The sequence below is a fragment of the Egicoccus halophilus genome (assembly GCF_004300825.1).
Classification (GTDB): domain Bacteria; phylum Actinomycetota; class Nitriliruptoria; order Nitriliruptorales; family Nitriliruptoraceae; genus Egicoccus; species Egicoccus halophilus.
The window spans coordinates 2,076,833-2,099,809 of sequence record NZ_CP036250.1 but is presented as its reverse complement, the minus strand read 5'-3'; the positions used below and the strand labels follow the sequence as shown (position 1 = coordinate 2,099,809).

The window sequence follows — 22,977 nt, the reverse complement described above, 5'->3', positions numbered from 1 at the left end:
GCCGGCGGTCCGGCACGGGTCACCGACCGCTGCCGCGCATCGAGCCCTCGAGCGGGTCGCGCTCCACCTCGTGCAGCACGCAGACCAGCTCCCGCTGGCCGGACGCGTACGCCGTGGCGTTGGGCACCAGGACCAGGTAGTCGAGCGCGCTGGTCTCCCAGTCCCGGCCGACGTAGGGCGCGAACGCGTCGTAGCAGCGGGTGTCGACCTCGTCGGGGTCGACACCGGCCGCGTCGTCCTGCGGCTCGAGCGGCTCGCGCAGATACACCTCGAGGTCGTGCGGGCGTTCGCAGTCGACCTGCTCGGCGGCGCCCCACCGCTGCGGCCAGGCCGGGTCGTCGGCCTCGTCGGGCAGCCCCGGTGCACAGTCGCCCACCGCGAGTTCGAAGGCGGTCACCGGCGCGTCCGGACCGACCTCGACGATCCAGGCCGGCCCCGGCAGGAACCCGAGCAACGTGACGGCCAGGTTCGCCACCATGTGGGCGACGACCGCGACGGTCAGGGTGCCGGTCCGGATCGTCGCGACGGCGAACAGGATTCCGGCGGCGAACGTCGACAGCAGCAGCAGGAGGGTCGGCGGCGACAGATCGGAGGGGTGGACCGCGGCGAACGCCAGTGACGACAGCAGCACCGCCCAGATCACGCCCCAGCGGCGGCGCAGGCCCCGCAGCAGCACGCCGCGGAACAACAACTCCTCGACGATGGGCCCGGTCACCACCACCGCGAGCGTGGTGACCAGCGGTGCGAACGTCATCGCGTCCTCCAGCCAGGCCTGGCTGCTGCCCAGCGTCGCCGGCCAGAGACCGCCGACGACGGTGGCCAGGGCCTGGTCGACGAACCACAGCAGCGCCCCCAGCCCGACCCCCAGGCCGACGTGCCGCCACGTGGGGCGGGCACCCCAGACGATCGCCACGGCCTCGCGCAGACGACGGTTCGTGGCCAGGCGGACCGCCCCGAGCGCGGTGGCGAGCCCGCCCAGTGCCCACCACAGGTCGCCGACGAGCTCGCCGATCCGGTAACCACCCTCGGCCAGGACCAGCTCGAGCACCAGGGCGAGCACGACGGCGACGAGCGCACGTCGGGCGCCGAACGACACCGGCGGCAGGTCCCAGGACGCCGACGACGACGCCGAGGCGGCGGGCAGGGTGGCCGCGTCGCCGGCGGCACCGGCCACCGCGCTGCGGGCACGGCGGAGGAAGTCGTCGGCGACGGCGGCGTCGGGGAAGGCGGCGCGCGGTACCGGGACGACGGCCAGCGGCCCGGTCAGGACCAGGATCGTCGCTCCGGTGTCGACGACGTCGTGCACCCCGCCCCAGGCCAGCCGGGAGCTCGCCGCGGGGGTGACGACCGCGAGCGCATCCCGCTCGAGTCGCACGACGCGTGGCCCGAGCGCGCCGGGGGTCGCACGCAGCGCCCGGCGGGTGGCCGCCTGCGCGTTCGCGATCGCCGACCACCAGCCGACGACCGCACCGACGGCCGCGAGGGCGAGACTCCACGGGCCGGGCGGTACCACGAGGTGGACGCCGAGCACGGTCAGCAGCGAGGTCAGCGCCGACACGCCGGCCAGCTGCCAGCGCGTCTCGGGCAGCCGACGCCGCACGTACGCGACGGCACGCAGACAGGTGGCCTCGTCGAGGTCGAACGCGACGTCGACGGCCAGGGGTTCGGCTGGCGGCATGAGGGACACGAACGGACCGATCGCGCACACGCGGGCGCACGCCCGTCTGCACCAGCATCGGACGCCGTCGCCCCGGCACGAGCACCGTGGGCGGCGACCGCCCACGACCCGGGATCCGTCAGGTGGGCAGCAGGTCGCGCAGGAACTTGCCGGTGTAGCTGGCCGGGGTCGCCGCGACGTCCTCGGGCGTGCCCGTGACCACGATCGAACCACCGCCCACGCCACCCTCGGGCCCGAGGTCGATCAGGTGGTCGGCGGTCTTGATCACGTCGAGGTTGTGCTCGATCACGATCACCGTGTTGCCCTTGTCGACCAGCCGGTGCAGCACGTCGAGCAGCCGTCGGATGTCCTCGAAGTGCAGGCCGGTGGTCGGCTCGTCGAGGATGTAGACGGTCTGGCCGTTGTAGCGCTTGCGCAGTTCGGTGGCGAGCTTGACCCGCTGGGCCTCACCGCCCGAGAGCGTCGTCGCGGGTTGCCCGAGACGGACGTAACCGAGCCCGACGTCGTGCAGGGTCTGCATGTACCCGGCGATCGAGGGGATGTTGGCGAAGAACTCCAACGCCTCGTCGACCGACAGCGCGAGCACCTCGGCGATGGTCTTGCCCTTGTAGTGGACCTCGAGCGTCTCGCGGTTGTAGCGCCGTCCCTTGCACACCTCGCACGGCACGTAGACGTCGGGCAGGAAGTGCATCTCGATCTTCAGCGTGCCGTCGCCGCGGCAGGCCTCGCAGCGCCCGCCCTTGACGTTGAACGAGAACCGGCCGGGCTGGTAGCCGCGGACCTTGGCCTCCTGGGTGGTGGCGAACAGTTGGCGCACCTTGTCGAACACGCCCGTGTAGGTCGCCGGGTTCGACCGCGGGGTGCGCCCGATCGGTGACTGGTCGACGACCACGGCCTTCTCGACCTGCTCGAGCCCGGTCGTGCGCACGTGCTTGCCCGGCAGGGCCCGCGAGCCGTACACGTGTCGCATCAGCACGCGGGAGAGGATCTCGTTGACCAGCGTCGACTTGCCCGAGCCCGAGACCCCGGTGACACACGTGAAGGCACCCAACGGGAAGTCGACCGTGACGTCACGCAGGTTGTGCTCGGTCGCCCCCTCGATGGTCAGCATGTGGCCGTTGCCGGAGCGACGCTCCGCGGGCACCCCGATGCGTCGCTCCCCGGACAGGTAGGCCCCCGTGAGCGACTTGCGGGTGAGCCGCTTGAGCCCCTCGACCGAGCCGGAGTGGACGATCTCGCCCCCGTGCTCGCCCGCCCCCGGACCGATGTCGACGACGTGGTCGGCGGCCTCGATCGTCGCCTCGTCGTGCTCGACCACGATCAGCGTGTTGCCGAGGTCACGCAACCGCACCAGCGTCTCGATGAGACGTTCGTTGTCGCGCTGGTGCAGCCCGATGGAGGGCTCGTCGAGCACGTAGAGCACCCCGACCAGCCCTGCACCGATCTGCGTCGCCAGGCGGATGCGCTGGGCCTCGCCCCCCGACAGCGAGCCGGCGGCCCGGTCCAGGGTGAGGTACTCGAGCCCGACGTCGAGCAGGAACTGCAGGCGGGCGCGGATCTCCTTGATGACCCGGGCGCCGATCAGCTGCTCGCGCTCGGTCAGCTCGAGGCCCGCGACGAAGGCGTCGGCCTCGGCCACGGAGGCCGCCGTCAGGCCGGCGATGGAGCGGCCGCCGACCGTGACCCCGAGCACCAGGGGCTTGAGGCGCCTGCCGTCACAGGCCGGGCACGGCACCTCGCGCATGTACTGCTCGACCTGCTGGCGCACGTGGTCCGACTCGGTCTCGGCGTGCCGCCGCAGCAGCGAGGGGATCACGCCCTCGACCTGGGCCTTGTAGGAACGTCGCCGGCCGTAGCGGTTGGTGTAGGACACCTGCACCCGACCGTCGACGCCGTGCAGCACCGCGTCGCGGACCTCGGCGGACAGGTCCTTCCACGGCGTGGCGGGCTCGCCACCGGCATGGCGGACCGTGGCGCGCAGCAACTGCTGGTAGTAGTTCCACTGCGCCCCGGTCCCCCACGGCAGCACGACGCCGTCCTCGACCGACAGCGACGGATCGCCCAGGACCAGTTCCGGGTCGACCGTGAGCTGCGTGCCCAGGCCCGAGCAGGTCTCGCAGGCACCGTAGGGCGAGTTGAACGAGAAGTTGCGAGGGGCGAGCTGCTCGAAGCTCAGACCGCAGTGCGCGCAGGCGAGGTGTTCGGAGAACACCAGCTCCTCCGCCTGCGGCTCGGGCAGGCCCTGCTCACGCGCCTCGGCCACGGCCTCGCGGGTGGGCAGCACCTCGATCATCGCGATGCCGTCGGCCAACTGCAGCGCCGTCTCGATGGAGTCGGCCAGCCGTCGGCGCATGTCCGACTTCTGCACCAGCCGGTCGACGACCACCTCGATCGAGTGCTTCTTGTTCTTCTCGAGTCGGGGCACCTCGTCGATCGGGTGCACCTCGCCGTCGACACGCACCCGGGCGTAGCCCTCGGTCGACAGCTGCTGGAACAGCGCGCCGTACTCGCCCTTGCGTCCCCGCACCACGGGTGCCAGGACCTGGAAGCGGGTGCCGGCCGGGAGCTCGTGGACCTGGTCGACGATCTGCTCGGCCGTCTGCCGCGCGATGGGCCGCCCGCAGTTGGGGCAGTGGGGCAGCCCGATGCGGGCGTAGAGCAGCCGCAGGTAGTCGTAGATCTCCGTGATGGTGCCGACCGTCGAGCGCGGGTTGCGCGAGGTCGACTTCTGGTCGATGGAGATCGCCGGGGACAGGCCCTCGATGAAGTCGACGTCGGGCTTGTCCATCTGCCCGAGGAACTGTCGCGCGTATGCCGACAGCGACTCCACGTAGCGCCGCTGTCCCTCGGCGTAGATGGTGTCGAACGCGAGGCTCGACTTGCCCGAGCCGGACAGTCCGGTGAACACCACCAGCGCGTCGCGCGGGATGTCGAGGTCGACGTCCTTGAGGTTGTGCTCGCGGGCACCGCGCACGACGATGCGGTCGTGCGCGTCACGACGACGAGTGGCCACGGGCGATCCCCCTGCGGCGAGGAGCGGGCACGGCAACGACCGGCACCGGAACGGGCGACGAGGTGGGCGACGGCGGGCGGCGCCACGGGGCCCGAACGGCGGCGGGCCGACGGCGAGGGTACTGACCCTGACCCTACCGCGAGGAGCCGCCCGAGTCGAACACCTGTTCGGCGTGGGGCGCTGCTGACGTGGGGAGGCTCGTGCCCTCGTCCTGCGACGTCGTCGCGCGTGTCGGCCGACCGGGTGCCGGCACCGCGGCGCCCGGCACCCCCCGACGACGGTCCGGGCGCCTCGCGCGTCCGTGATCCCTAGGCTGACCCGACGAACCCGCCGACCCGTCGGAGACCTTCCGTGCGCATCGCCGTCTTCAGTGCCCGGGCCTACGACCGCCGCTTCCTCGACGAGGCCAACGAGCGCCACGGCCACGAGCTGCATTACCTCGAGGCCCGCCTGGACGCGAACACCGCCGCGCTGGCCGACGGCTACGAGGGCGTGTGCGTCTTCGTCAACGACACCGTCGACGCGGCGACGATGGAGCAGCTGGCGGCCGGCGGGACCCGGCTGCTGACGCTGCGCTCGGCCGGTTACAACCACGTCGACCTGGCCGCGGCCGAGGCGCACGACATCGCGGTGGCGCGCGTGCCCGCCTACTCGCCCTACGCGGTGGCCGAGCACACCGTGGCCCTGATGCTCGCCGTGCAGCGCAAGATCCACCGGGCGCACAACCGTGTCCGGGACGGCAACTTCGCGCTGGACGGCCTGCTCGGGTTCGACCTTCGCAACAAGCGGATCGGGATCATCGGCACGGGGAAGATCGGCATGATCGTCGCCCGCATCATGCGCGGCTTCGGGTGTTCGATCCGGGCCTACGACCCCTACCCCAACGACGATGTGCGCGACTTCGGCGTGCGCTACGAGGATCTCGACACGTTGCTCGGCGAGTGCGACGTGATCACGCTGCACTGCCCGCTCACGCCCGACACGCACCACATCATCGACGAGGCCGCGCTGCGCAAGACCAAGCCGGGCGTCATGATCGTCAACACCTCCCGTGGCGCGCTGATCGACACCAAGGCGGTCATCGACGCCCTCAAGGACGGCCGCATCGGCCACCTGGCGCTGGACGTCTACGAGGAGGAGGGTGACCTGTTCTTCGAGGACCTGTCCGACACGGTGATCCGCGACGACGTGTTCAGCCGCCTGCTGACCTTCCCGAACGTGCTGATCACCGCCCACCAGGCCTTCTTCACCGAGGAGGCGCTGCGCAACATCGCCGAGTCGACGCTCGGCAACGCCAGCGCGTTCGCCGAGGGCCGTGCCAGCGGCAACGAGGTCCGCATCCAGGCCGTCCGCGGCTGACCCCGACCGACCACGTCGCAACACGCACGAGATCGCAACCCGCACGAGGAGGACGTCCGTGGAGGACTACACCGGACACGTCGAACCCGACGGCGACTGGCAGGACCGCGTCGACGGACACCTGTTCGTGCGCAAGCTCAGCGTCGAGGAGATGGACAACAACTGCTACGTGATCGCCTGCACCCGCACGCAGGAGGCCCTGCTGGTCGACGTCGCCGCGCGGCCCGAGCGGCTGCGGCAGGCGCTCGAGGGGTTCACGCCGCTCGCGGCGGTGCAGACCCACGGCCACTGGGACCACGTGCGGGCCTGGGACGGCATCCGAGACGACGCCGGCATCGAGGTGTGGGGTCACCCGGGCGACGGCGAGCTCTTCCCGCATGCGGTGGACCGGGAGCTCGCCGGCGGCGAGACGCTGACCGTCGGCGACCTCGAGGTGGAGGTCCTGCACCTGCCCGGCCACACCGAGGGCTCGCTGCTGTACCTCGTCCACGGCGAGTCGCGACCCCACCTGTTCAGTGGCGACACGTTGTTCCCCGGTGGGCCCGGCAACACGTTCGGCAACGCCGACAACCACCGGCGGATCCTGGACGGGCTGGAGGAGCTGGTGTTCGGACGCCTGCCCGACGAGACCTGGGTCTACCCGGGCCACGGCGACGACACCACGCTCGGCGCCGAGCGCCCCTCGCTGCAGGAGTGGCGCGAGCGCGGCTGGTGAGGTCCACCGGGCCCGGTGGACCCTGCGGGGCGGTGGCTCTCGGCGGGACCCGCGGGAGTCGTGCGGACGTCGCCGCTGCAGGCTGAAGACGTGTCCGTGGCGTCGTATCCTGGCGATCCGTCACCGAAGGCCGTCAGCGTGCAGCAGTCCCCACCGCGTTCGCGGATCACGCCGCTGGTGCGTGGGTTGCGGGGCCGGTGCCCCAACTGCGGCAGCCGGGGCATCTTCGCCAGTCTCAACGAGCTGCACGAGTCCTGCCCGACCTGCCGGTTCTCGTTCGTGCGCGAGGAGGGCTACTGGGTCGGCGCGATGACGGTGATCTTCGCGCTCGTGCTGATCTTCTTCGGGTTGTGGTTCATCGGTGGCATGCTGCTGACGTGGCCGGACGTGCCGTGGAACCCGCTGCTGTACGGCGGCCTGGTCCTCAACGGGATCGTCCCGTTCCTGCTCTACGGCTGGTCGAAGTCGATCTGGGTCGGGCTCGACCTGACGTTCTTCCCCGCCCGCCTCGAGGAGTTCCGTCCCGCCGAGGACTGAGCGACGTCTACGGTGTGGCCTCGTTCCGGTCCGCGAAGGCCGGAGCTCGACGCCCACGAGGCACCGTCATGTCGTTCGCAGCCACCGTCCGCGACGAGCTCCGTCGCGCCGCTGCCGCGCGGTTCCGCCGGCTCGGTCGCGACGACGACGCCGCGCGGCTGTCCGCCGAGGCCGGGACGGTCGAGGCGGACCCGGCGCGGAGCGCCGACGACGCGCGCCGGCGGTGGAACGTCCGACACGCCGCGCGCGACGCGCCGGCGGCGCCGGCCGCCTTCGTCGTCGACCGGGCCTCCCACCTCCCGACCTCCGGTCGTGCGCTCGACCTCGCGGGAGGCACGGGCCGCCACGCGGTCTGGCTGGCGCGCCGCGGCCTGGACACCATCCTGGTGGACGTCTCCGACGAGGCGTGCCGCCGGGCCAGGCACGCGGCCGCGGCCGCGGGGGTCGCCCTCGAGGTGCACCGAGCCGACCTGTCGGTGGACGGGCCGCCGGACGGACCGTGGGACGTGGTGTTGAGTTCCGACTTCCTCGACCGGGCGGTCTGGGCCGAGGCCGCGGGCCGACTCGCACCGGGCGGCGTTCTGCTCGTCTGCCAGCCGACCGTCACCAACCTCGAACGCCACGACCGGCCGTCGCGACGCTGGCTGCTGGAGGACGGCGAGCTCGGCCGGCTCGCCGCCAGCTGGCCCGACCTCGAGGTCCTCGAGATCTCCGAGGGCTGGCGCTCCCGAGGCCGGCACGAAGCCTGGCTCGTCGCCCGCCGCCACGCGTGTCAGGTGTCGGCGAGCGGCACGGTGTAGGTGAAGGTCGAGCCCTTGCCCGGCTCGCTGTCGACCCAGATGCGCCCGCCCTGCCCCTCGACCAGCGCCTTGGCGGTGTGCAGTCCCAGACCGGTGCCGCGGGCCTGGCGGTCGCGCCGGTCATGCAGGCGCGAGAACGGCAGGAACAGGGCCACCTGCTCGTTGCGGGCGATGCCGATGCCCTCGTCGCGGACGTGGACCAGCTGCCGGTCCGTCTGCTGTTCGATCGCGACGGTGACGACCGTGCCCTCGGCCGAGAACTTCACCGCGTTGGTCAGCAGGTTGGTCAGCACCTGCAGCTGCCGGTCGGCATCGGCGCACACCGGCGCGAGGTCCGACGGCGCCGACAGTTCGATGTGGCGTCCGGTCGCGTCGCGAACCCCCGTGACGGCCTGCTCGACGACGCTGCGCAGGTCCAGCGACCGCAGGACGTAGCTGAACTGACCGGAGTCGATGCGGGCCACCGTCAGGATGTCGCTGGTGAGCCGCTCCACCCGCCGGATGCTCTCCAGCGCAGTGGCCAGGTGCTCCTCGACCGCGTCGGCCGGAAGCGACGCCCAGTTGCTCCGCAGCAGCTCGAGCAGGGCCGCGACGACCGTGGCCGGGCTCTGGATGTCGTGGACGACCATCGAGACGAACTCGTTGCGCAGCCGATCCAGGTCGCGCAACCGCTCGAGTTCGGCTTCCAGCTCCCCCTGCCGCACCTGCAGCCGGTCCCGCTCGGCGCGCTCCGCGTTGGCCTGCTGTTCGAGCAGGGCGACCAGCCGCGCGGACGTGTTCGGACCGCCGTCGTCGTCCAGCGCCTCCGAGGGCAGCACGTGCGAGTGGCAGTCGACGACGGCACGAAACGCCTCGGCGGCGGCCGAGTCGTCGAAGGCGTGGATCGGGTAGGCACAGAACAGCGCGAAGGGATGCTCGTCCGCCAGTCGGTTCCAGGCGTCCTCGAGGGCGATGACGGCCGGGACGTTGCCGCGTTCCCAGAGCAGGGCGACCATCTCGCCGAACACGCGCACCGGGCGACCGCCCTGTCCGGCCCGCGCCATCACGTCGCCGACGCTGCGGCGGAACTCGTCCGGATCCGGCGTTCCGTCGCGGAGGAACGCCTCGATCAGGTCACTGGCGTCGAGCACGACCAGTCGATCGTCCGCGAGCGCGTCGTCGACGTCGACGCCCGCCCGACGCAGCGCCGTGACGAACCGCGTCCGGTGCGCGGGCGTCGCGACGATCACGCCGGCACCGCCCTGTTCCAGTCCGGGCGTCAGGAACGACACGACCGCCCGTTCCAGGTGACCCTCGTCGTCGTAGAAGCCGACGAGGTGGTCCCCCACCGCGTCACCGACCACGGAAGATGCCGGGCCACCACTGCCCGGGACCTGCTCCACGACCCGCACCTCTGTCTGACCGCTGCGACCGACCCGGCACGGTACCGCGTCGCGTGTGCCCGGAGCCTCGGTGTCCCCACCGGCCGCAGGGGGTCAGATCAGGCCGCGGACACCGACCGTGGAGGCCATGACGGCACCGAAGACGAGCACGAGCGCCACGAGCAGCCCGCGACCCGCCGCCTGATGGGCCTCGGCGGCCATCCGCTGCGCACGTCCCCGTCGCACGCCCACGTGCGCGGCGACCAACGCCAGCACGGCCAGCAGCGGGTGCACGTAGCGCAGCAGCGGCGAGGCATGGTCCCAGTAGCCACCCACGCCGTAGATCACCAGCCCGAGCGTGACCTGCACGTCGAGCAGGACGGCGGCGGCCACGTAGGGGCCGGCGGTGAACTCGCGGGCGTCGTGGGCGCGCCCGAAAGCGGCCGTCGCCGAAGCGAGCACGACGAGCGCGATCACGTAGCCCGCGAACTGGTGGATCGTGGTGAGGATGTCCACCGGTGACCTCCTGCTCGGCGCGCGAAGCCTAGCGGTGTCCGCCCCGGGCGCTCCGGGCCCGGTCGATCGGCCGTCAATCCACGGGCGGGCGGGCACCGAATGTCTGCACGATGCAACGATCGCCGTCGGGAAGAGCCGCGTGGACGCCATCGCACACATCGACGCCCCCCTGCGGCACTGGTTGACCAGCAGGCTGCAGGAGGTCGAGGACGGTCTCGCGACCGCCGTGAGCTCTCCCGTGGCCCTGGCGGACCGCACCGGTCATCACCTGCTGGCTGCGGGAGGCAAGCGGTTCCGGCCGCTGGTGACCCTGCTGGTCGGTGCGTCGGTGTCGCCGACCCCTCCGGAGCGGCTCCTCGACGCCGCCATGGCCTGTGAACTGCTGCACCTGTCCACGCTCTACCACGACGACGTGATCGATGCCGCCAGCACCCGGCGTGGCGTTCCCAGCGTGAACGCCACGTGGGGTGAGCGGCTGGCCGTCCTGGCCGGGGACCGGCTCACGGCGCTCGCGTTCGCGTCGGCCGCGGCCGCCGGCAGCGAGACCCCGGGCGTGCTCGCCGGTACCTATCGTCGCCTGGTCGAGGGCGAGCGGCACGAGACGTTGCTGTTGGGCCGTCTCGACGGCGGCGTCGCCGCCTACCTCGACGTCGTCGACGGCAAGACGGCCTCCCTGCTGGCCGCCGCGGCGCACGTCGGCGCGGCCGTCGCGGACGCCACATCCGTGCGACGACAGGCTGCCGAGGCGTGGGGCCGCACGCTCGGCGTGGCCTTCCAGCTGGCCGACGACCTGCTGGACCTGACCGCGACCGCGGACGACACGGGCAAACCCGTCGGGAACGACCTTCGCCTCGGCGTCTACACCTGGCCGGTGCTCGATGCCGTGGAAGGGCACGCCGGCCGGCACCTGCGTAGGGTGCTGGCCGCGCCACCTCCGCATCCCGCGGACGTGGTCGAGGAGGCCATCGACATCGTGCGGACGTCGGGGGCACTGGAACGTGCGGAGGCGACCGTCGACCGCCTCCTCGCGCGGGCCGACGACCATCTCGCCGTGCTACCCGACGGCGGGGCCCGACACGGGTTGCGCGAGCTGGCGCGCTCCCTCGTCCCGTCCGGCACCGCCTCGGCGGCCGTGCCGTCCGGTGCCGGCGCGTCGGACACCCGGTCGTCCGGGGTGGTCGCGTCAGGGACGGTCCCGGTCCCCGAGGCCGCGACGGTGGCCGTATGAGCCGGCCCTCGAACACGGTCTGGCCGGAGGTCACCGCCGTCATCCGGCAGCACTCGACGACCTTCTGGCTCGGCACCTGTCTGATGAGCGGTGAGCGCCGCCGCGCCACCCGGGCGGTGTACGCGGCCTGCCGTATCGGCGACGACGCGGCGGACCTCAGCGCGCGACCGCAGGAGGCCGTCGCCGCCTGGCAGACACGCGTCGAGCAGGCCTACCTCGGACGACCGGTGGCACCGTGGGAGCGGGCGCTGGCGTGGGCGGTCCGCCGCTATCCGGTGCCGCGGCCGGCCTTCCACGCGCTGGCCGACGGCTTCCGCTCGGACCTCGGTCCCGTGCGGGTTCCGACGCTCGCGGAACTCGACACCTACTGCTACCGCGTCGCCGGAGCGGTCGGGCTCATGGTCGCGCCGATCTGCGGTGCCGCCGGTCCGGAGGCCGAACACGCCGCCGACCAGCTCGGTCGGGCGATGCAGCTCACCAACTGTCTGCGCGACGTCGGCGAGGACCTCGCACGCGACCGGGTGTATCTGCCCGCCGAACTGCTCACCGCCTACGGTGTCACGCTCGACCACCTGAGGAACGACGTGCGCGACACCGGCTACCTGCGACTCATGGAGCATCTCGCTCACGAGGCCGAGCGTCGCTACGAGATCGGCCTGGCCGGTCTCGGCCACCTCACCGCCCACCGCACCGCCGTCGCGTACGCCGCCGTCCAGTACCGCGGCATCCTCGACGAGTTGCGTGCGAGCCGCTGGGACAACCTGCGCCGCCGCGCCTCGGTCCCCGGCGCCCGACGGGCCCGCCTGCTCGGCAGTGCCCGCACCCTGGCGCGTGCCGGGCGGCCCGACGCCTCCGCCACCGGTCGTTCGCCGACCCTGCTCGGGTCGCGCGCCGGAGCCGCGCGGTGACCTACCTGCAGTTCCACCTCGTCTTCCTGCTGCCCCTGCTCGTACTGCTGGCCGTGCCGGTGACCCGTGCACTGCGGCAGCGGCCCTGGCTGGGCGCCGGCCTCGCCACGCTCGTCGTCATCGCCTACGTGTGGACCACTCCCTGGGACAACTACCTCGTCGCCAGCGAGGTGTGGGGGTACGGCGACGGTCGCGTGCTCGGCACCATCTGGTACGTCCCCGTCGAGGAGTACCTGTTCTTCGGGCTGCAGACGCTGTTGACCGGCGGCTGGACGATCCTGCTGATGCAGCGTGCCGAACTGCTGGCGCCGCCCCCGCCGACCGAGCGCGCGAGCCGCGTGACGGTGCTCGCCTGGGGCGTCGGGATCCTGGCCTCGGCAGCACTCGTCGTTCCCGAGCCGACCCGGTACCTCGGGCTCATCCTGGCCTGGATCGGGCCGCCACTGGCCCTGCAGTGGTGGTTCGGCGGCCGCTGGCTCGCCGACCGTCTCCGGCAGCTGTGGCCGGCCTGGGTCGTCCCGACGGTGTACCTGTGGTTCGCCGACGGCTTCGCGATCGCGAACGGCATCTGGTCGATCAGCGAGCGCTTCACCACCGGCATCGCACTCGGGCCCCTGCCACTCGAGGAGGCGCTCTTCTTCCTCGTCACGAACCTGGTGGTCGTGCAGGGGATGCTCCTGTTCGCCTCCGTGCGCACGAAGGTGCTCGAATGGGTGCGATGAACGGGCTGCGGCACGCCGTCACCGGCTTCCTGGCGGTGCGCGTGGCCGTCAACGTCGTCAACTGGCGCACCTTCCCCCGGTTGCGACCGAGCGAGCGGGCGGACCTCTCCCGGGTGTCGGTGCTCGTGCCGGCCCGCGACGAGGCCGCGACCCTGCCGCACACGCTCCCGTTGCTGGCCGCGCAGGGTGCCGGCGAGGTGCTCGTCCTCGACGACGGCTCCGAGGACGGCACGGCCGAGGTCGCCGCCGCCGTCGCCGGGGTGCAGGTGCTGGCCGGGCGCGAGCTGCCTCCGGGTTGGCTCGGCAAGGCGTGGGCGCTGCACCAGCTCGCCGAGGCCGCCAGCGGTGAGTGGCTGGTGTTCACCGACGCGGACGTGCACTGGGAGCCGGGAGCGCTGGCCGGCTTCCTCGACGAGCTCGAGGCACAGGAGTCCCGGGTCGGCTCGATCTTCCCCTCCCAGGACACCCGGACCTGGGGTGAGCGGTTGACGGTGCCCGTGATCGACGAAGTGCTGCTGTCCGGACTGCCCTATCCGCTGCTGCACGCGCAGGTGTCGCCGCTGGCGGTCGCCGCGAACGGCCAGGCCATCGCGATCCATCGCGAGATCTACGACGCCATCGGCGGTTGGGAATCGGTGCGCGGGCGCATCGTCGAGGACGTCGCCTTCGGCCGGCTCGCGCGCCGCCAGGGCAACGAGGTGGCGCTGGCACTCGGCGACGGAACCGTGCACACCCGCATGTACCGCGGCTACCGCGAGGTGATGGCCGGCTTCGGCAAGAACCTGCTGACCGCCCACGCCGGCAGACGGTCGCTCCTGGTCGCGGACATCGCCTGGCACCTGGCCGCCTACACCCTGCCGGCGTTGCTGGCACCGCGGTCGCGGGCGTGGCGCCTGCCACTGGCGCTGGGCGTCGCGCAGCGTGCGCTGGTCGCGGCCACCACCACGCGCCACCCGGCCGAGGCGCTGCTCGCCCCGCTGCTCCCTGTGGCCGGCCTGCCCGTCGCGGCCGGAGCGCTGCGCCGCCGGCAACGCTGGAAGGGACGGGACATCCACGTCGGCGGGACGCTCGACGACACCCCGGTCCTGGATCGACACCCGGACAGCCCGCTCACCCCCTCGGACGGGACCGGACTGCCGTCCCCCGCCGGCCATCCCGTCCACGGCCATCTCGGCCGCTGGGGCACCGAACCGCTCGCGCTGCTCGAGGAGGGCAGCGAGCTCGGCCCGCTGTTCGAGCTGCGGCTGCCACGCAAGGCGGCCGTCGTCGGGACCTCACCGGCCTGGAACCGCTTCGTGCTGCGCGACGGCGAGACGTTCGTCGCCCGTCGGAGCATGGCGGCGCTCATCCCCCACCTCGCCGGCGGAATCATCGTCACCGACGCGCCGGTGCACCGGCCACGGCGGCAGGTGCTCGAGCCCCGCTTCCGCGACGTCGAACGGTTGCGCGCGCGCGTCCGCGGGGCCGTCGAGGCACTCGACCCGCCGACGTCGTTCGACGGGCTGGCGTGGTCGTTGCAGGCCGTGCCGGCGATGCTCAACGCCGCACTGTTCTCCGGCAGCTTCCCCGACGACCTGCTCGCCGCGTACCTGCACCCACTCGAACAGGGCATGCCGGCCGCGCTGGTCCCCCGCCCCGGTCCACGCCGGGCGGTGCGGCGGGAGCTGGCGGCCCAGCTGCGCCGACGCGAGCACGACCCGCAGGCCGACGACCTGGCTGCGGCGCTGGCGACGGTCCCCGGCGCCGTGGAGGAGTTGCGGGTCGGCCTCGCCGCCGGGTTCGACACCTCGGCCCACACGCTGGCGTGGGCGCTGTGGTACCTGGCCGCCCATCCGGCGTGGCAGCCGGCCGAGCGGCGACGCCAGGCCGTCGACGAGGTCCTGCGCCTGCATCCGCCCGGGTTCATCGGCTCCCGCCGCGTCGCCCGCGCCACCGAGTTCGAGGGGGTGCGCCTCCCGGTCGGGACGTTGGTGTTCTACAGCCCGATGCTGACCCACCGCCGTCCCGAGTTGTGGCGTGACCCGGACACGTTCGATCCGCGTCGCTTCGACGCCGGATTCCGGGCCTGGACCTACATCCCCTTCAGTGCCGGGCAACGAACCTGCCTCGGTACCCACCTGGCGCGGCTGATGCTGGACGAGGCGCTCGACGTGGTCCTGCAGCGCCCGCTGCGGGCCGTCGACGGCGACCCCTCCCCGACCGCCGCGGTCACCATCGCCCCCCGTGGTCCCCTGCGACTGCACCGCGATCCCGCCGCCGGCGGACCGCGCTCGAACGAAAGCGACCGACCGTGACTCGTGCACTCGTCCTCGGCGCCGGGATCGGCGGCCTGTCCGCCGCCGCCCGTCTCGCCCACGCCGGCTACCAGGTCCAGGTCCACGAGCGGCTGCCGCGTCCGGGAGGACGCAGCAATCTCATCGAGCGCGGCGGGTTCCGCATCGACACCGGCCCGAGCATCCTGCTCATGCGCGACATCGTCGAGGGCACCTTCGCCGACGTCGGCGCCGACCCGGCCGACTACGTCTCGATCCGCCGTCTCGACCCCGCCTACCGGGTGTTCTTCGCCGACGGCACCCGCATGGACGCCAAGGTCGACCGGGCCGAACTGCGCGCGGAGCTCGAGCACATCGAGCCCGGCGCCGGCGCGCGCTTCGACGACTTCGCCGAGATCGGCGATCAGCTCTACCGCGGTGCGCGGGAGCACTTCGTCGAGCGCAACTTCCGCTCGATGCGGGAGATGTTCGGGGTGTCGAACCTGCCGCAGTTCGTGTCCCTGCGCGTCTACGAACCGATGCACAAGCTCGTCGGCCGCCACTTCCGCGACCCGCGCCTGCGTCAGCTGTTCACGTTCAACGCGATGTACATCGGCATGAACCCGTTCACCGCGCCGGCGATCTACGCGCTGCTGCCCTACAACGACACCGTCGAAGGCGTGCACTTCGCCGACGGCGGCATGTACGGCGTGGTCGAGGGCCTCGTCCGGCTGTGCGAGGACCTCGGCGTGGAGATCGTCTGCGACCATCCCGCCACCGGTGTGCTGCAGCGCGACGGCCGGGCCGCCGGACTGTCGTTCGCCGACGGCGACCTCGAGGCCGACCTCACCCTGGTCAACGCCGACTGGCCCTGGGCGCAGCAGCGGCTGCTCGACCGCGAGCCGCGCCACCCGCTGCCCGGCAAGCGGCTGCGCTACGGCCCCTCGGCGATGAACTTCTACTGGGCCGTGCAGGGCGACGTCGGGAACCTCGAGGCGCACAACATCATGTTCGGCGACGACTACGAGGGCAACTTCCGGGACGTCTTCGCCGGCAAGGTGCACGAGCGCCCGTCCTACTACGTCCACGTGCCGACGCTGGCCGACCCCTCCCTGGCGCCCGACGGGCACCACATCGTCTACGTGCTCGTGCCCCACAGCAACTCGGACGCACCGATCGACTGGGCACACGAGCGCGACCGCGTCCGGGAGTTCGTCCTGCACGACCTCGAGGCCAAGGGCGTCACCCTGCGCGAACGCATCCAGTTCGAGGAGGTGATCGATCCCCCGCGCTGGGCCGAGCAGTTCTCGCTCGCCCGGGGCGCGACCTTCGGGTTGTCGCACTCGGTCTCGCAGGTGGGTTACCTGCGTCCCCACAACAAGGACCCGCACCTGCGCGACCTGTACTACGTGGGATCCTCGACCCACCCCGGCGCCGGCGTGCCGATGGTCATGCTCTCGGCCCGGCTGGTCACCGAGCGCATCGTCGACGAGCACCCGCCGGCGCGACGCGGAGCTCCCGCACGTGCCTGACCCGGGCATCGTCGCACGCAAGCGTCGCCACCTCGAGGTGTGCCTGACCGAGGACGTCGACTTCCGGACCCGCACGACCGGGCTGGAGGACGTCGAGGTGCCCTACGTGGCGCTGCCCGACCTCGACCGGGGACGGATCGACCTGTCGGTGACGCTGCTGGGACGACGGCTGCAGGCCCCGTTCCTGATCGGCGCGATGACCGGCGGCGAGCAGCGGGGTGGACGCATCAACCGCGCACTGGCCGAGGCGGCACGACGCTGCGGCGTCGGGCTGATGCTCGGCTCACAACGGGTCATGCTCGAGCGACCTGAGGCCCGGGCGAGTTTCGAGGTCCGCGACCTCGCTCCCGACGCGCTGCTGGTCGGCAACCTCGGACTGGCCCAGTTCGTGGCCGGGTACGGGCCGGCACAGGCCCGACGAGCCGTGGCGGAGGTCGGCGCCGACGCGTTGGCGATCCACTGCAACCCGCTCCAGGAGGCGGTGCAGGGCGGTGACGTCGACTTCCGTGGTGGGCGCGACCGGATCGCCGAGGTGGTGGACGCCCTCGACGTCCCGGTGGTGGTCAAGGAGGTCGGCCACGGCATCGGCCGGCGTGCGGCGCGGGCCTTGCGCGGCCTGCCGCTCGGCGCGGTGGACGTCGCCGGCGCCGGTGGGACCAGCTGGGCCCGGGTCGAGCAGTTCGTCCGCCACGGGCGGGTCGTCCAGCCCGACGTCGCCGAGCTCGGTGTCCCCACCGCACGCGCGTTGGTCGAGGTCGCCAGCGAACTGCCCGACGTGCCGCGCATCGCCTCGGGTGGGGTGCGCTCGGGTACCGACGCGGCCCGGGCGCTGCTGCTCGGTGCCTCGGCCGTCGCCGTCGCCCGGCCGCTGTTGGCCCCGGCGCTCGAGGGACCCGACGCGGTGGTCGCGTGGATCCGCGCCTTCGTCGACGAGCTGCGCACCGCGCTGTTCGTCGCCGGTGCCGGTGACGTCGCCTCGCTGCGCGCGATGGGGCTCGCCGACCAGCCCCTCGGCGCGCGGGCCGGTCGAGGCGAGTGAGCCGGCACGCCCGCGGCGCGACGGGGCTCAGACGTTCGCGGCTTCCATGCCCGCCAGTTCCCGCTTCAGGTCGGACAGCTCGTCGCGCAACCGCGCCGCGAACTCGAAGCGCAACTCGGCGGCGGCTTCGTGCATCTCCTCCTCGAGGCGCTGGATGAGGGCACGCAGGTCCTCCTGGGGGACCTCGGACACGTCGACGAGCTCCCGCGTGCTGGGTGCCTCGTCGGCGCGGTAGTCCTCGCCCTGCTCCTCCGCCCGGACCGCGGCGATGATGTCGCCGACACGCTTGCGCACCGTCTGCGGGTCGATGCCGTGTTCGGCGTTGTAGGCCAACTGCTTCTCGCGCCGGCGCTCGGTCTCGTCCAACGCGCGCCGCATGGCCTCGGTGACCTGATCGGCGTACATCACGACCTGCCCGTCGACGTTGCGGGCCGCACGTCCGATGGTCTGGACGAGCGAGGTCTCCGAGCGCAGGAAGCCCTCCTTGTCCGCGTCGAGGATCGCGACCAGCGACACCTCGGGCAGGTCCAAACCCTCCCGCAACAGGTTGATGCCGACCAGCACGTCGAACTCCCCGAGCCGCAGACTGCGCAGGATCTCCACCCGTTCGACGGTGTTGATGTCGGAGTGCAGGTAGCGGACCCGCACGCCGTTCTCGAGCAGGTAGTCGGTCAGGTCCTCCGCCATCTTCTTGGTCAACGTGGTGACCAGCACCCGCTGATCGCGCGCCGTGCGCTGGCGGATCTGCTCCATCAGGTCGTCGATCTGGCCGGTGGTCGGCTTGACGACCACCTTCGGGTCGACCAGGCCGGTCGGGCGGATGATCTGCTCGGCGACGGTGTCGGACTCCCGGCGCTCGTAGGCGCCCGGGGTGGCCGAGATGAACAGCCGCTGCCCGATGCGCTCGAGGTACTCGTCGAACGTCAGCGGCCGGTTGTCGAAAGCCGAAGGCAGGCGGAAGCCGTGGTCGACCAGGGCCTCCTTGCGGGAGCGGTCCCCCTCGTACATCCCGCCGATCTGCGGCACCGTGACGTGCGACTCGTCGAGGAACACCACGAAGTCGTCAGGGAAGTAGTCCAGCAGCGTGTACGGCGCCGTGCCGGGGGCGCGGCCGTCGAAGTGCCGCGAGTAGTTCTCGATGCCGTTGCAGAACCCGACCTCGCGGATCATCTCGAGGTCGTAGTTGGTCCGCATGCGCAGGCGCTGCGCCTCGAGGAGCTTGCCCTGCGACTCCAGCTCCGCGAGCCGCCCGTCGCGTTCGGCCTCGATCGATCCCAGCGCCCGCTGCAGCGCCTCGGGCGAGGAGACGTAGTGGGAGGCCGGGAAGATCGCCGCCTGCTCGACCGGCCGGGACACCTCCCCGGTGAGCGGGTCCACCCGCACGATGCGGTCGATCTCGTCGCCGAAGAACTCGACCCGGATCGCGCGCTCGTCGTCGGCGGGGAACACCTCGAGGGTGTCCCCGCGGACCCGGAACGTGCCGCGGACGAGGTTGAGGTCGTTCCGGGCGTACTGCAGGTCCACCAGCTTGCGCATGGAGGCGTCGAGGCCGCTCTCCTCGCCCGAACGCAACCACAGCACATGGTCCTCGTACTCGTGCGGTGAGCCGAGCCCGTAGATGCACGACACGGACGCGACCACGACCACGTCGCGCCGGGAGAGCAGCGCCATCGTCGCCCGGTGGCGGAGCCGGTCGATCTCGTCGTTGATCGACGAGTCCTTCTCGATGTAGGTGTCGCTGGAGGCGATGTAGGCCTCCGGCTGGTAGTAGTCGTAGTAGCTGACGAAGTACTCGACCGCGTTGTCGGGCAGGAAGTCGCGGAACTCGTTCGCCAGCTGGGCCGCCAGGGTCTTGTTCGGTGCCATCACCAGGCACGGCCGCTGCAACTGCTCGAGCACCTTCGCGGCGGTGAACGTCTTGCCGGTCCCGGTCGCGCCGAGCAGGGTCACGGCCCGCTCGCCGGCGGTGAACGCCTCGGCGATCTCCTCGATGGCCCGCGGCTGGTCCCCGGACGGGGAGAACTCGCTGACCACCCGGAAGCGGCCGTCACCGGTCCGGCGTTCCTCGAGGTCTCGGCGGCGGGCGGCGAACGGCGTGGCGGTCTCGGACATGTCGCGAGGGTACCCCGGTGACCCGGACCGTCCCGGGCCGCGTCAGCGTCCCGACGCCGGTCCGTGCGCGGAAACGTCCCCGCCCCCGGTGCCGGCCTCGGCCAGGTCGACGTCGGCCACGTCGGGGTCGGTCAGGTCGACGTCGGCCACGTCGGGGTCGGTCAGGTCGGCGTCGGCCGTGTCGGCGTCGGCCCTGTCGGCGGCCGCGAGCCAGGTCTCGAGCCGATCGCGGAGCGCTGCGGCGACGGCGTCGGACGTTTCGTCCTCCGCCCAGCCGTCGAGTGTCGCGGCCGCCCGGTACGGCGCGCTGGCAGCGTCGGCCGGTCCACGGGTGCCGACCGACAGGTCGGCCGCGCCGGCCAGCAGTTGCGGCCACCGTTCGGCGCCCGGCCAGCGGTGCAACGGGACCGCGGTGCCGACAGCCCCCAGCAGCGCGACGAACTCCTCCTCGACGCCGGCCCGGTCGGCGCGGGGCACCGCCAACAGCGGCACCCCGGCGGCGACCACCGTCGCCACGCCGCTGAGCGACGCGCCCGCCACCGCGGCGTCGGCGCTGGCGAGCCAGGGCGAGACGTCGGGGACCGGACCGAGGTCCTCGACCCCGCCGATGCCGTCCAGGCTGCCCGTCGGCGCGCCGGCGACCACCCAACGCCAGTCCGGGGTGGCTGCCGCTGCGGCCCCGAGCTCCTCCACCGCCGGACCCAGTCCGCGGTGTCCGGCGAGCACGAGCACCGTCCGCGGCCGGTCCCGGACCGCGGCACCGGCGAGTGACCCCGCGAGGCGGGTGGCCGGCAGCCAGCCGGTGAAGGCCACCCGCTCCCGGACCGGTCGGGGAACACGGCGCGGTGCCAACCGGGATGGGTAGGGGGCGAGCAGCCCGTGCGCCAGTTCGTCCACCAACCGCCGCGCGTCGCTACGACGACCGTGCCGGTGGACGGTCGAGACCCGGAACCCCCGGCCGGCGAGCCGCAGCAGCAGCTCGTCACCGCCGTCGACGTGGATCAGGTCGAACCCGTGCTCGCCCGCCCAGGCCACGACCTCCCCGGTCGCGTGTCCGGCGTCCCGCGACCGGGACACGCCGTCGCCGGCGCCCGGGCCGCCGCGGGCCGCCGCGCTCGTCTCCAGCACCGAGACCTGCGAGCGCAGGCAGGGCACGATCGCCGCGGCCCGCGCCCGTGCGCCCGCGGAACCGTCGAGCACCAGTCCGACCCGCGATCGTCGCCTCCGGAACACCGGTCCGACCTTCCCGCCGGACCGGAGTGGCGAACTCCCCACATGCACGAACACCAGCCTCGGGGACGACCCGGCGGCTGGTGTTCTCAACCTCTCGGACGACCCTGGCACCACGCAACGGTCGTGTCAACCGGCGTCACGCCTGGTGGTGAGATGCCGTTCGGTCGGCGCGCGGCGCGGCGCGGCGTGAAGGGAAACGAGGACGCCCACCGCCGGAGCGGCGTCTGCGCCGGGACGGGGGCCGGCACCCGCGGTGGGCGGCTCAGCCGCCGTCACGTCCGCGCGCGGCTGCCTCGTGGCGCACCACGATCGCCCGGGCCACCTCCCGCAGGCGCCGATTGGCGTCCTGCGAGGTCCGCCGGAGCAGTTCGAACGCGGTGTCGGCGTCGCAGCCCTCCCTCGCCATCAGCACGCCCTTGGCCTGTTCGATGACCACCCGGCTGGCGAGCGCCTCCTGCAACTGCTCGGCGAGGCGATGGACCCGGAGGAAGGCACGGGCGTTGGCCAGCGTGCTGGCGGCCGGCGCCGCGATGCGCCGGACGAGCTCCCGGTCGGCGGTCGACAACCCGTCGACGGAGGCGCCGAACACGTTCAGCGCGCCGATGACGACCCCGTTCACGCTCAACGGCACCGCCAGGACGCAACCGAACCCGAGTTGCCGGGCCCGCTCGGCGACCTCGGGCCAACGCTCGTTCGTCCCGAAGTCGGCGACGTAGCGTTCCTCACCCCGCTCCAGGGCCTCGACGCACGGACCCTGCACCAGCTCGTACTGCACGACGTCGACCAACTCGGCGTCCTCGCTGCTGCGCGCCGCGGTCCGGTAACGACCGTGCTCGTCCACCACCGTGACGCTCACGGCGGCCGAGGTCGCGACCGCACGGGCCGTGAGCTCGAGCACCTGGCTCAGCAGGCCCTCGAGCGTGGCCTCCTCCACGAGCAGCCCGGTCAACTCCTCCAGCGTGGCGAGGTAGGCACGATCCACCTCACCGTCCTCGACCGGCGATGCCGCGACACGCAACCCCTCGACCACCAGCAGCCTCGATCCACACGGCGTCCCCGCCGGCACCGTCCGCCGGTGTCGTCGAGCCCCGCAGCCAGCAACGTCCGCGACGAGACGTCGCGCACCCGATCGCGCCGGGACGTCGCGCACCCGATCGCGCCGGGACGAAGATTACCCGCTCACGCGAGGATCAATGGTGCTCGGCGGCGTCCGCCAGCAACTCCTCGTGCAACCGGTCCGTGGCCGCCACCAACTGCTCCACGCCACCGCGGTTGTCGACCACGTGACTGGCGACCCGGTGGCGGTCGGCGTCGGAACACTGCACCGCGATGCGGGCCCGGGCGTCCGCTTCCTCGAGGCCCCGCTGCTCGACGAGGCGACGCACGCGCAGTTCCTCGGGCGCCACCACGACCACCACCGCGTCGAAGCGGCCCTGTTGCCCGGTCTCGATCAGCAACGGGTGGTCGACGACCACCAACGGGGGCACCCCGCCCTCGACCCCTGCGACCAGCGCCGCGATCCGCTCCGCGATACGGGCCGCGATGCGCGGGTGCATCAGCCGGTCGAGGGCGTGTCGGGCCTCGTCGTCGGCGAACACGACCGCGGCGAGCCCCGACCGGTCCAGCCCGCCGTCGTCGCGCAGGATCTGCGGTCCGAAGTGCTCGACGAGGGCGTCCAGGGCCGGCTCGCCCGGCTCGACGATCTCCCGGGCCACGCGGTCGGCGTCGATCACCGGGACGCCCAGCTCGGTCAGGCGTCGGGCGACGGTCGACTTGCCGCTGCCGATCCCGCCGGTCAGTCCCACCAGGTACATCGTCGCCTCGTGTCGGGAACGCCGCACGCCCCGGCCGGAGCCGGGGCGTGCGGAGGGATCATCACCGGTGGCTCACGCCTCGTCGGTCGTCTCGTCGGTGGTCTCGTCGGTGGTCTCGTCGGCGACCTCCTCCGGGAGCTCTGCCTCGGCGAGTGCCA

At 72.6% G+C, this 22,977-nt stretch carries 18 protein-coding genes; 10 read left to right on the top strand and 8 right to left on the bottom strand.

What is annotated here, in order from left to right:
* Positions 1 to 19: 19 nt before the first annotated feature.
* Both ELR47_RS09345 and uvrA read right to left on the bottom strand, forming a co-directional pair.
* A complete protein-coding gene (locus ELR47_RS09345) occupies positions 20 to 1,678 on the bottom strand; it encodes a CPBP family glutamic-type intramembrane protease (RefSeq protein WP_188584370.1) in 1,659 nt (552 codons plus the stop codon).
* A gap of 118 nt (positions 1,679 to 1,796) precedes the next feature.
* Positions 1,797 to 4,691 carry an excinuclease ABC subunit UvrA gene (gene uvrA / locus ELR47_RS09340; RefSeq protein ID WP_229730505.1) on the bottom strand — a complete coding sequence of 965 codons (2,895 nt, stop codon included), beginning with the start codon at positions 4,689 to 4,691 and terminating at the stop codon, positions 1,797 to 1,799.
* Between the two features lie 351 nt (positions 4,692 to 5,042).
* Between uvrA and ELR47_RS09335 the strand changes: the two genes are divergently transcribed.
* The 4 genes from ELR47_RS09335 to ELR47_RS09320 all read left to right on the top strand — a co-directional run bounded on the left by ELR47_RS09335 (position 5,043) and on the right by ELR47_RS09320 (position 8,102).
* Positions 5,043 to 6,050 carry a 2-hydroxyacid dehydrogenase gene (locus ELR47_RS09335; RefSeq protein ID WP_130649654.1) on the top strand — a complete coding sequence of 336 codons (1,008 nt, stop codon included), beginning with the start codon at positions 5,043 to 5,045 and terminating at the stop codon, positions 6,048 to 6,050.
* 58 nt (positions 6,051 to 6,108) lie between these two features.
* Positions 6,109 to 6,765, top strand: a complete 657-nt coding sequence (locus ELR47_RS09330) for an MBL fold metallo-hydrolase (protein WP_130649653.1) — start codon at positions 6,109 to 6,111, stop codon at positions 6,763 to 6,765.
* Between the two features lie 138 nt (positions 6,766 to 6,903).
* A complete protein-coding gene (locus ELR47_RS09325; protein ID WP_130649652.1) occupies positions 6,904 to 7,302 on the top strand; it encodes a DUF983 domain-containing protein in 399 nt (132 codons plus the stop codon).
* A gap of 68 nt (positions 7,303 to 7,370) precedes the next feature.
* Complete coding sequence (locus ELR47_RS09320; protein ID WP_130649651.1) at positions 7,371 to 8,102, top strand: class I SAM-dependent methyltransferase; 732 nt, start codon at positions 7,371 to 7,373, stop codon at positions 8,100 to 8,102.
* On the opposite strand, the gene ELR47_RS09315 is transcribed toward ELR47_RS09320, so the two are convergent.
* Positions 8,075 to 9,484, bottom strand: coding sequence for an MEDS domain-containing protein (locus ELR47_RS09315; protein ID WP_165403971.1), 1,410 nt, complete (start codon positions 9,482 to 9,484; stop codon positions 8,075 to 8,077). The genes ELR47_RS09320 and ELR47_RS09315 overlap by 28 nt on opposite strands.
* 93 nt (positions 9,485 to 9,577) lie before the next feature.
* Positions 9,578 to 9,979, bottom strand: a complete 402-nt coding sequence (locus tag ELR47_RS09310) for a hypothetical protein (RefSeq protein WP_130649649.1) — start codon at positions 9,977 to 9,979, stop codon at positions 9,578 to 9,580.
* On the opposite strand from ELR47_RS09310, the gene ELR47_RS09305 reads away from it, so the two are divergent.
* From ELR47_RS09305 to fni, 6 genes are read left to right on the top strand one after another with little or no spacing between them, the layout of a single operon-like run.
* Positions 9,972 to 11,207, top strand: a complete 1,236-nt coding sequence (locus ELR47_RS09305) for a polyprenyl synthetase family protein (RefSeq protein WP_130649648.1) — start codon at positions 9,972 to 9,974, stop codon at positions 11,205 to 11,207. The two genes, ELR47_RS09310 and ELR47_RS09305, sit on opposite strands and share 8 nt — an antisense overlap.
* Positions 11,204 to 12,115: a phytoene/squalene synthase family protein gene (locus ELR47_RS09300; RefSeq protein ID WP_130649647.1), complete on the top strand. Its 912-nt coding sequence runs from the start codon at positions 11,204 to 11,206 to the stop codon at positions 12,113 to 12,115. The genes ELR47_RS09305 and ELR47_RS09300 overlap by 4 nt, the downstream gene beginning before the upstream one ends.
* Complete coding sequence (locus ELR47_RS09295; RefSeq protein WP_130649646.1) at positions 12,112 to 12,837, top strand: lycopene cyclase domain-containing protein; 726 nt, start codon at positions 12,112 to 12,114, stop codon at positions 12,835 to 12,837. The genes ELR47_RS09300 and ELR47_RS09295 overlap by 4 nt, the downstream gene beginning before the upstream one ends.
* Positions 12,825 to 15,131: a cytochrome P450 gene (locus ELR47_RS18670; RefSeq protein ID WP_205745169.1), complete on the top strand. Its 2,307-nt coding sequence runs from the start codon at positions 12,825 to 12,827 to the stop codon at positions 15,129 to 15,131. The genes ELR47_RS09295 and ELR47_RS18670 overlap by 13 nt, the downstream gene beginning before the upstream one ends.
* Positions 15,128 to 16,621, top strand: coding sequence for a phytoene desaturase family protein (locus ELR47_RS09280; protein WP_130649645.1), 1,494 nt, complete (start codon positions 15,128 to 15,130; stop codon positions 16,619 to 16,621). Before ELR47_RS18670 ends, ELR47_RS09280 begins: the two co-directional genes overlap by 4 nt.
* On the top strand, positions 16,614 to 17,660 hold the full coding sequence (gene fni / locus ELR47_RS09275; RefSeq protein ID WP_130649644.1) for a type 2 isopentenyl-diphosphate Delta-isomerase: 1,047 nt from the start codon (positions 16,614 to 16,616) through the stop codon (positions 17,658 to 17,660). Before ELR47_RS09280 ends, fni begins: the two co-directional genes overlap by 8 nt.
* 27 nt (positions 17,661 to 17,687) lie before the next feature.
* Here the strand turns inward: fni and uvrB are convergent, their stop codons facing one another.
* The 4 genes from uvrB to coaE all read right to left on the bottom strand — a co-directional run bounded on the left by uvrB (position 17,688) and on the right by coaE (position 22,819).
* Entirely contained in the window at positions 17,688 to 19,772 is a 2,085-nt protein-coding gene (gene uvrB, locus ELR47_RS09270) for an excinuclease ABC subunit UvrB (protein WP_130649643.1), read from the bottom strand.
* A 42-nt stretch (positions 19,773 to 19,814) separates the two neighbouring features.
* Complete coding sequence (locus tag ELR47_RS09265; protein ID WP_130649642.1) at positions 19,815 to 20,972, bottom strand: hypothetical protein; 1,158 nt, start codon at positions 20,970 to 20,972, stop codon at positions 19,815 to 19,817.
* Positions 20,973 to 21,267: 295 nt separating this feature from the next.
* Positions 21,268 to 21,987 (bottom strand): GAF and ANTAR domain-containing protein, encoded by a 720-nt coding sequence (locus ELR47_RS09260; RefSeq protein WP_165403970.1) that lies wholly within the window; start codon positions 21,985 to 21,987, stop codon positions 21,268 to 21,270.
* Between the two features lie 208 nt (positions 21,988 to 22,195).
* Complete coding sequence (coaE, locus tag ELR47_RS09255) at positions 22,196 to 22,819, bottom strand: dephospho-CoA kinase (protein ID WP_130649640.1); 624 nt, start codon at positions 22,817 to 22,819, stop codon at positions 22,196 to 22,198.
* Between the last annotated feature and the right edge of the window lie 158 nt (positions 22,820 to 22,977).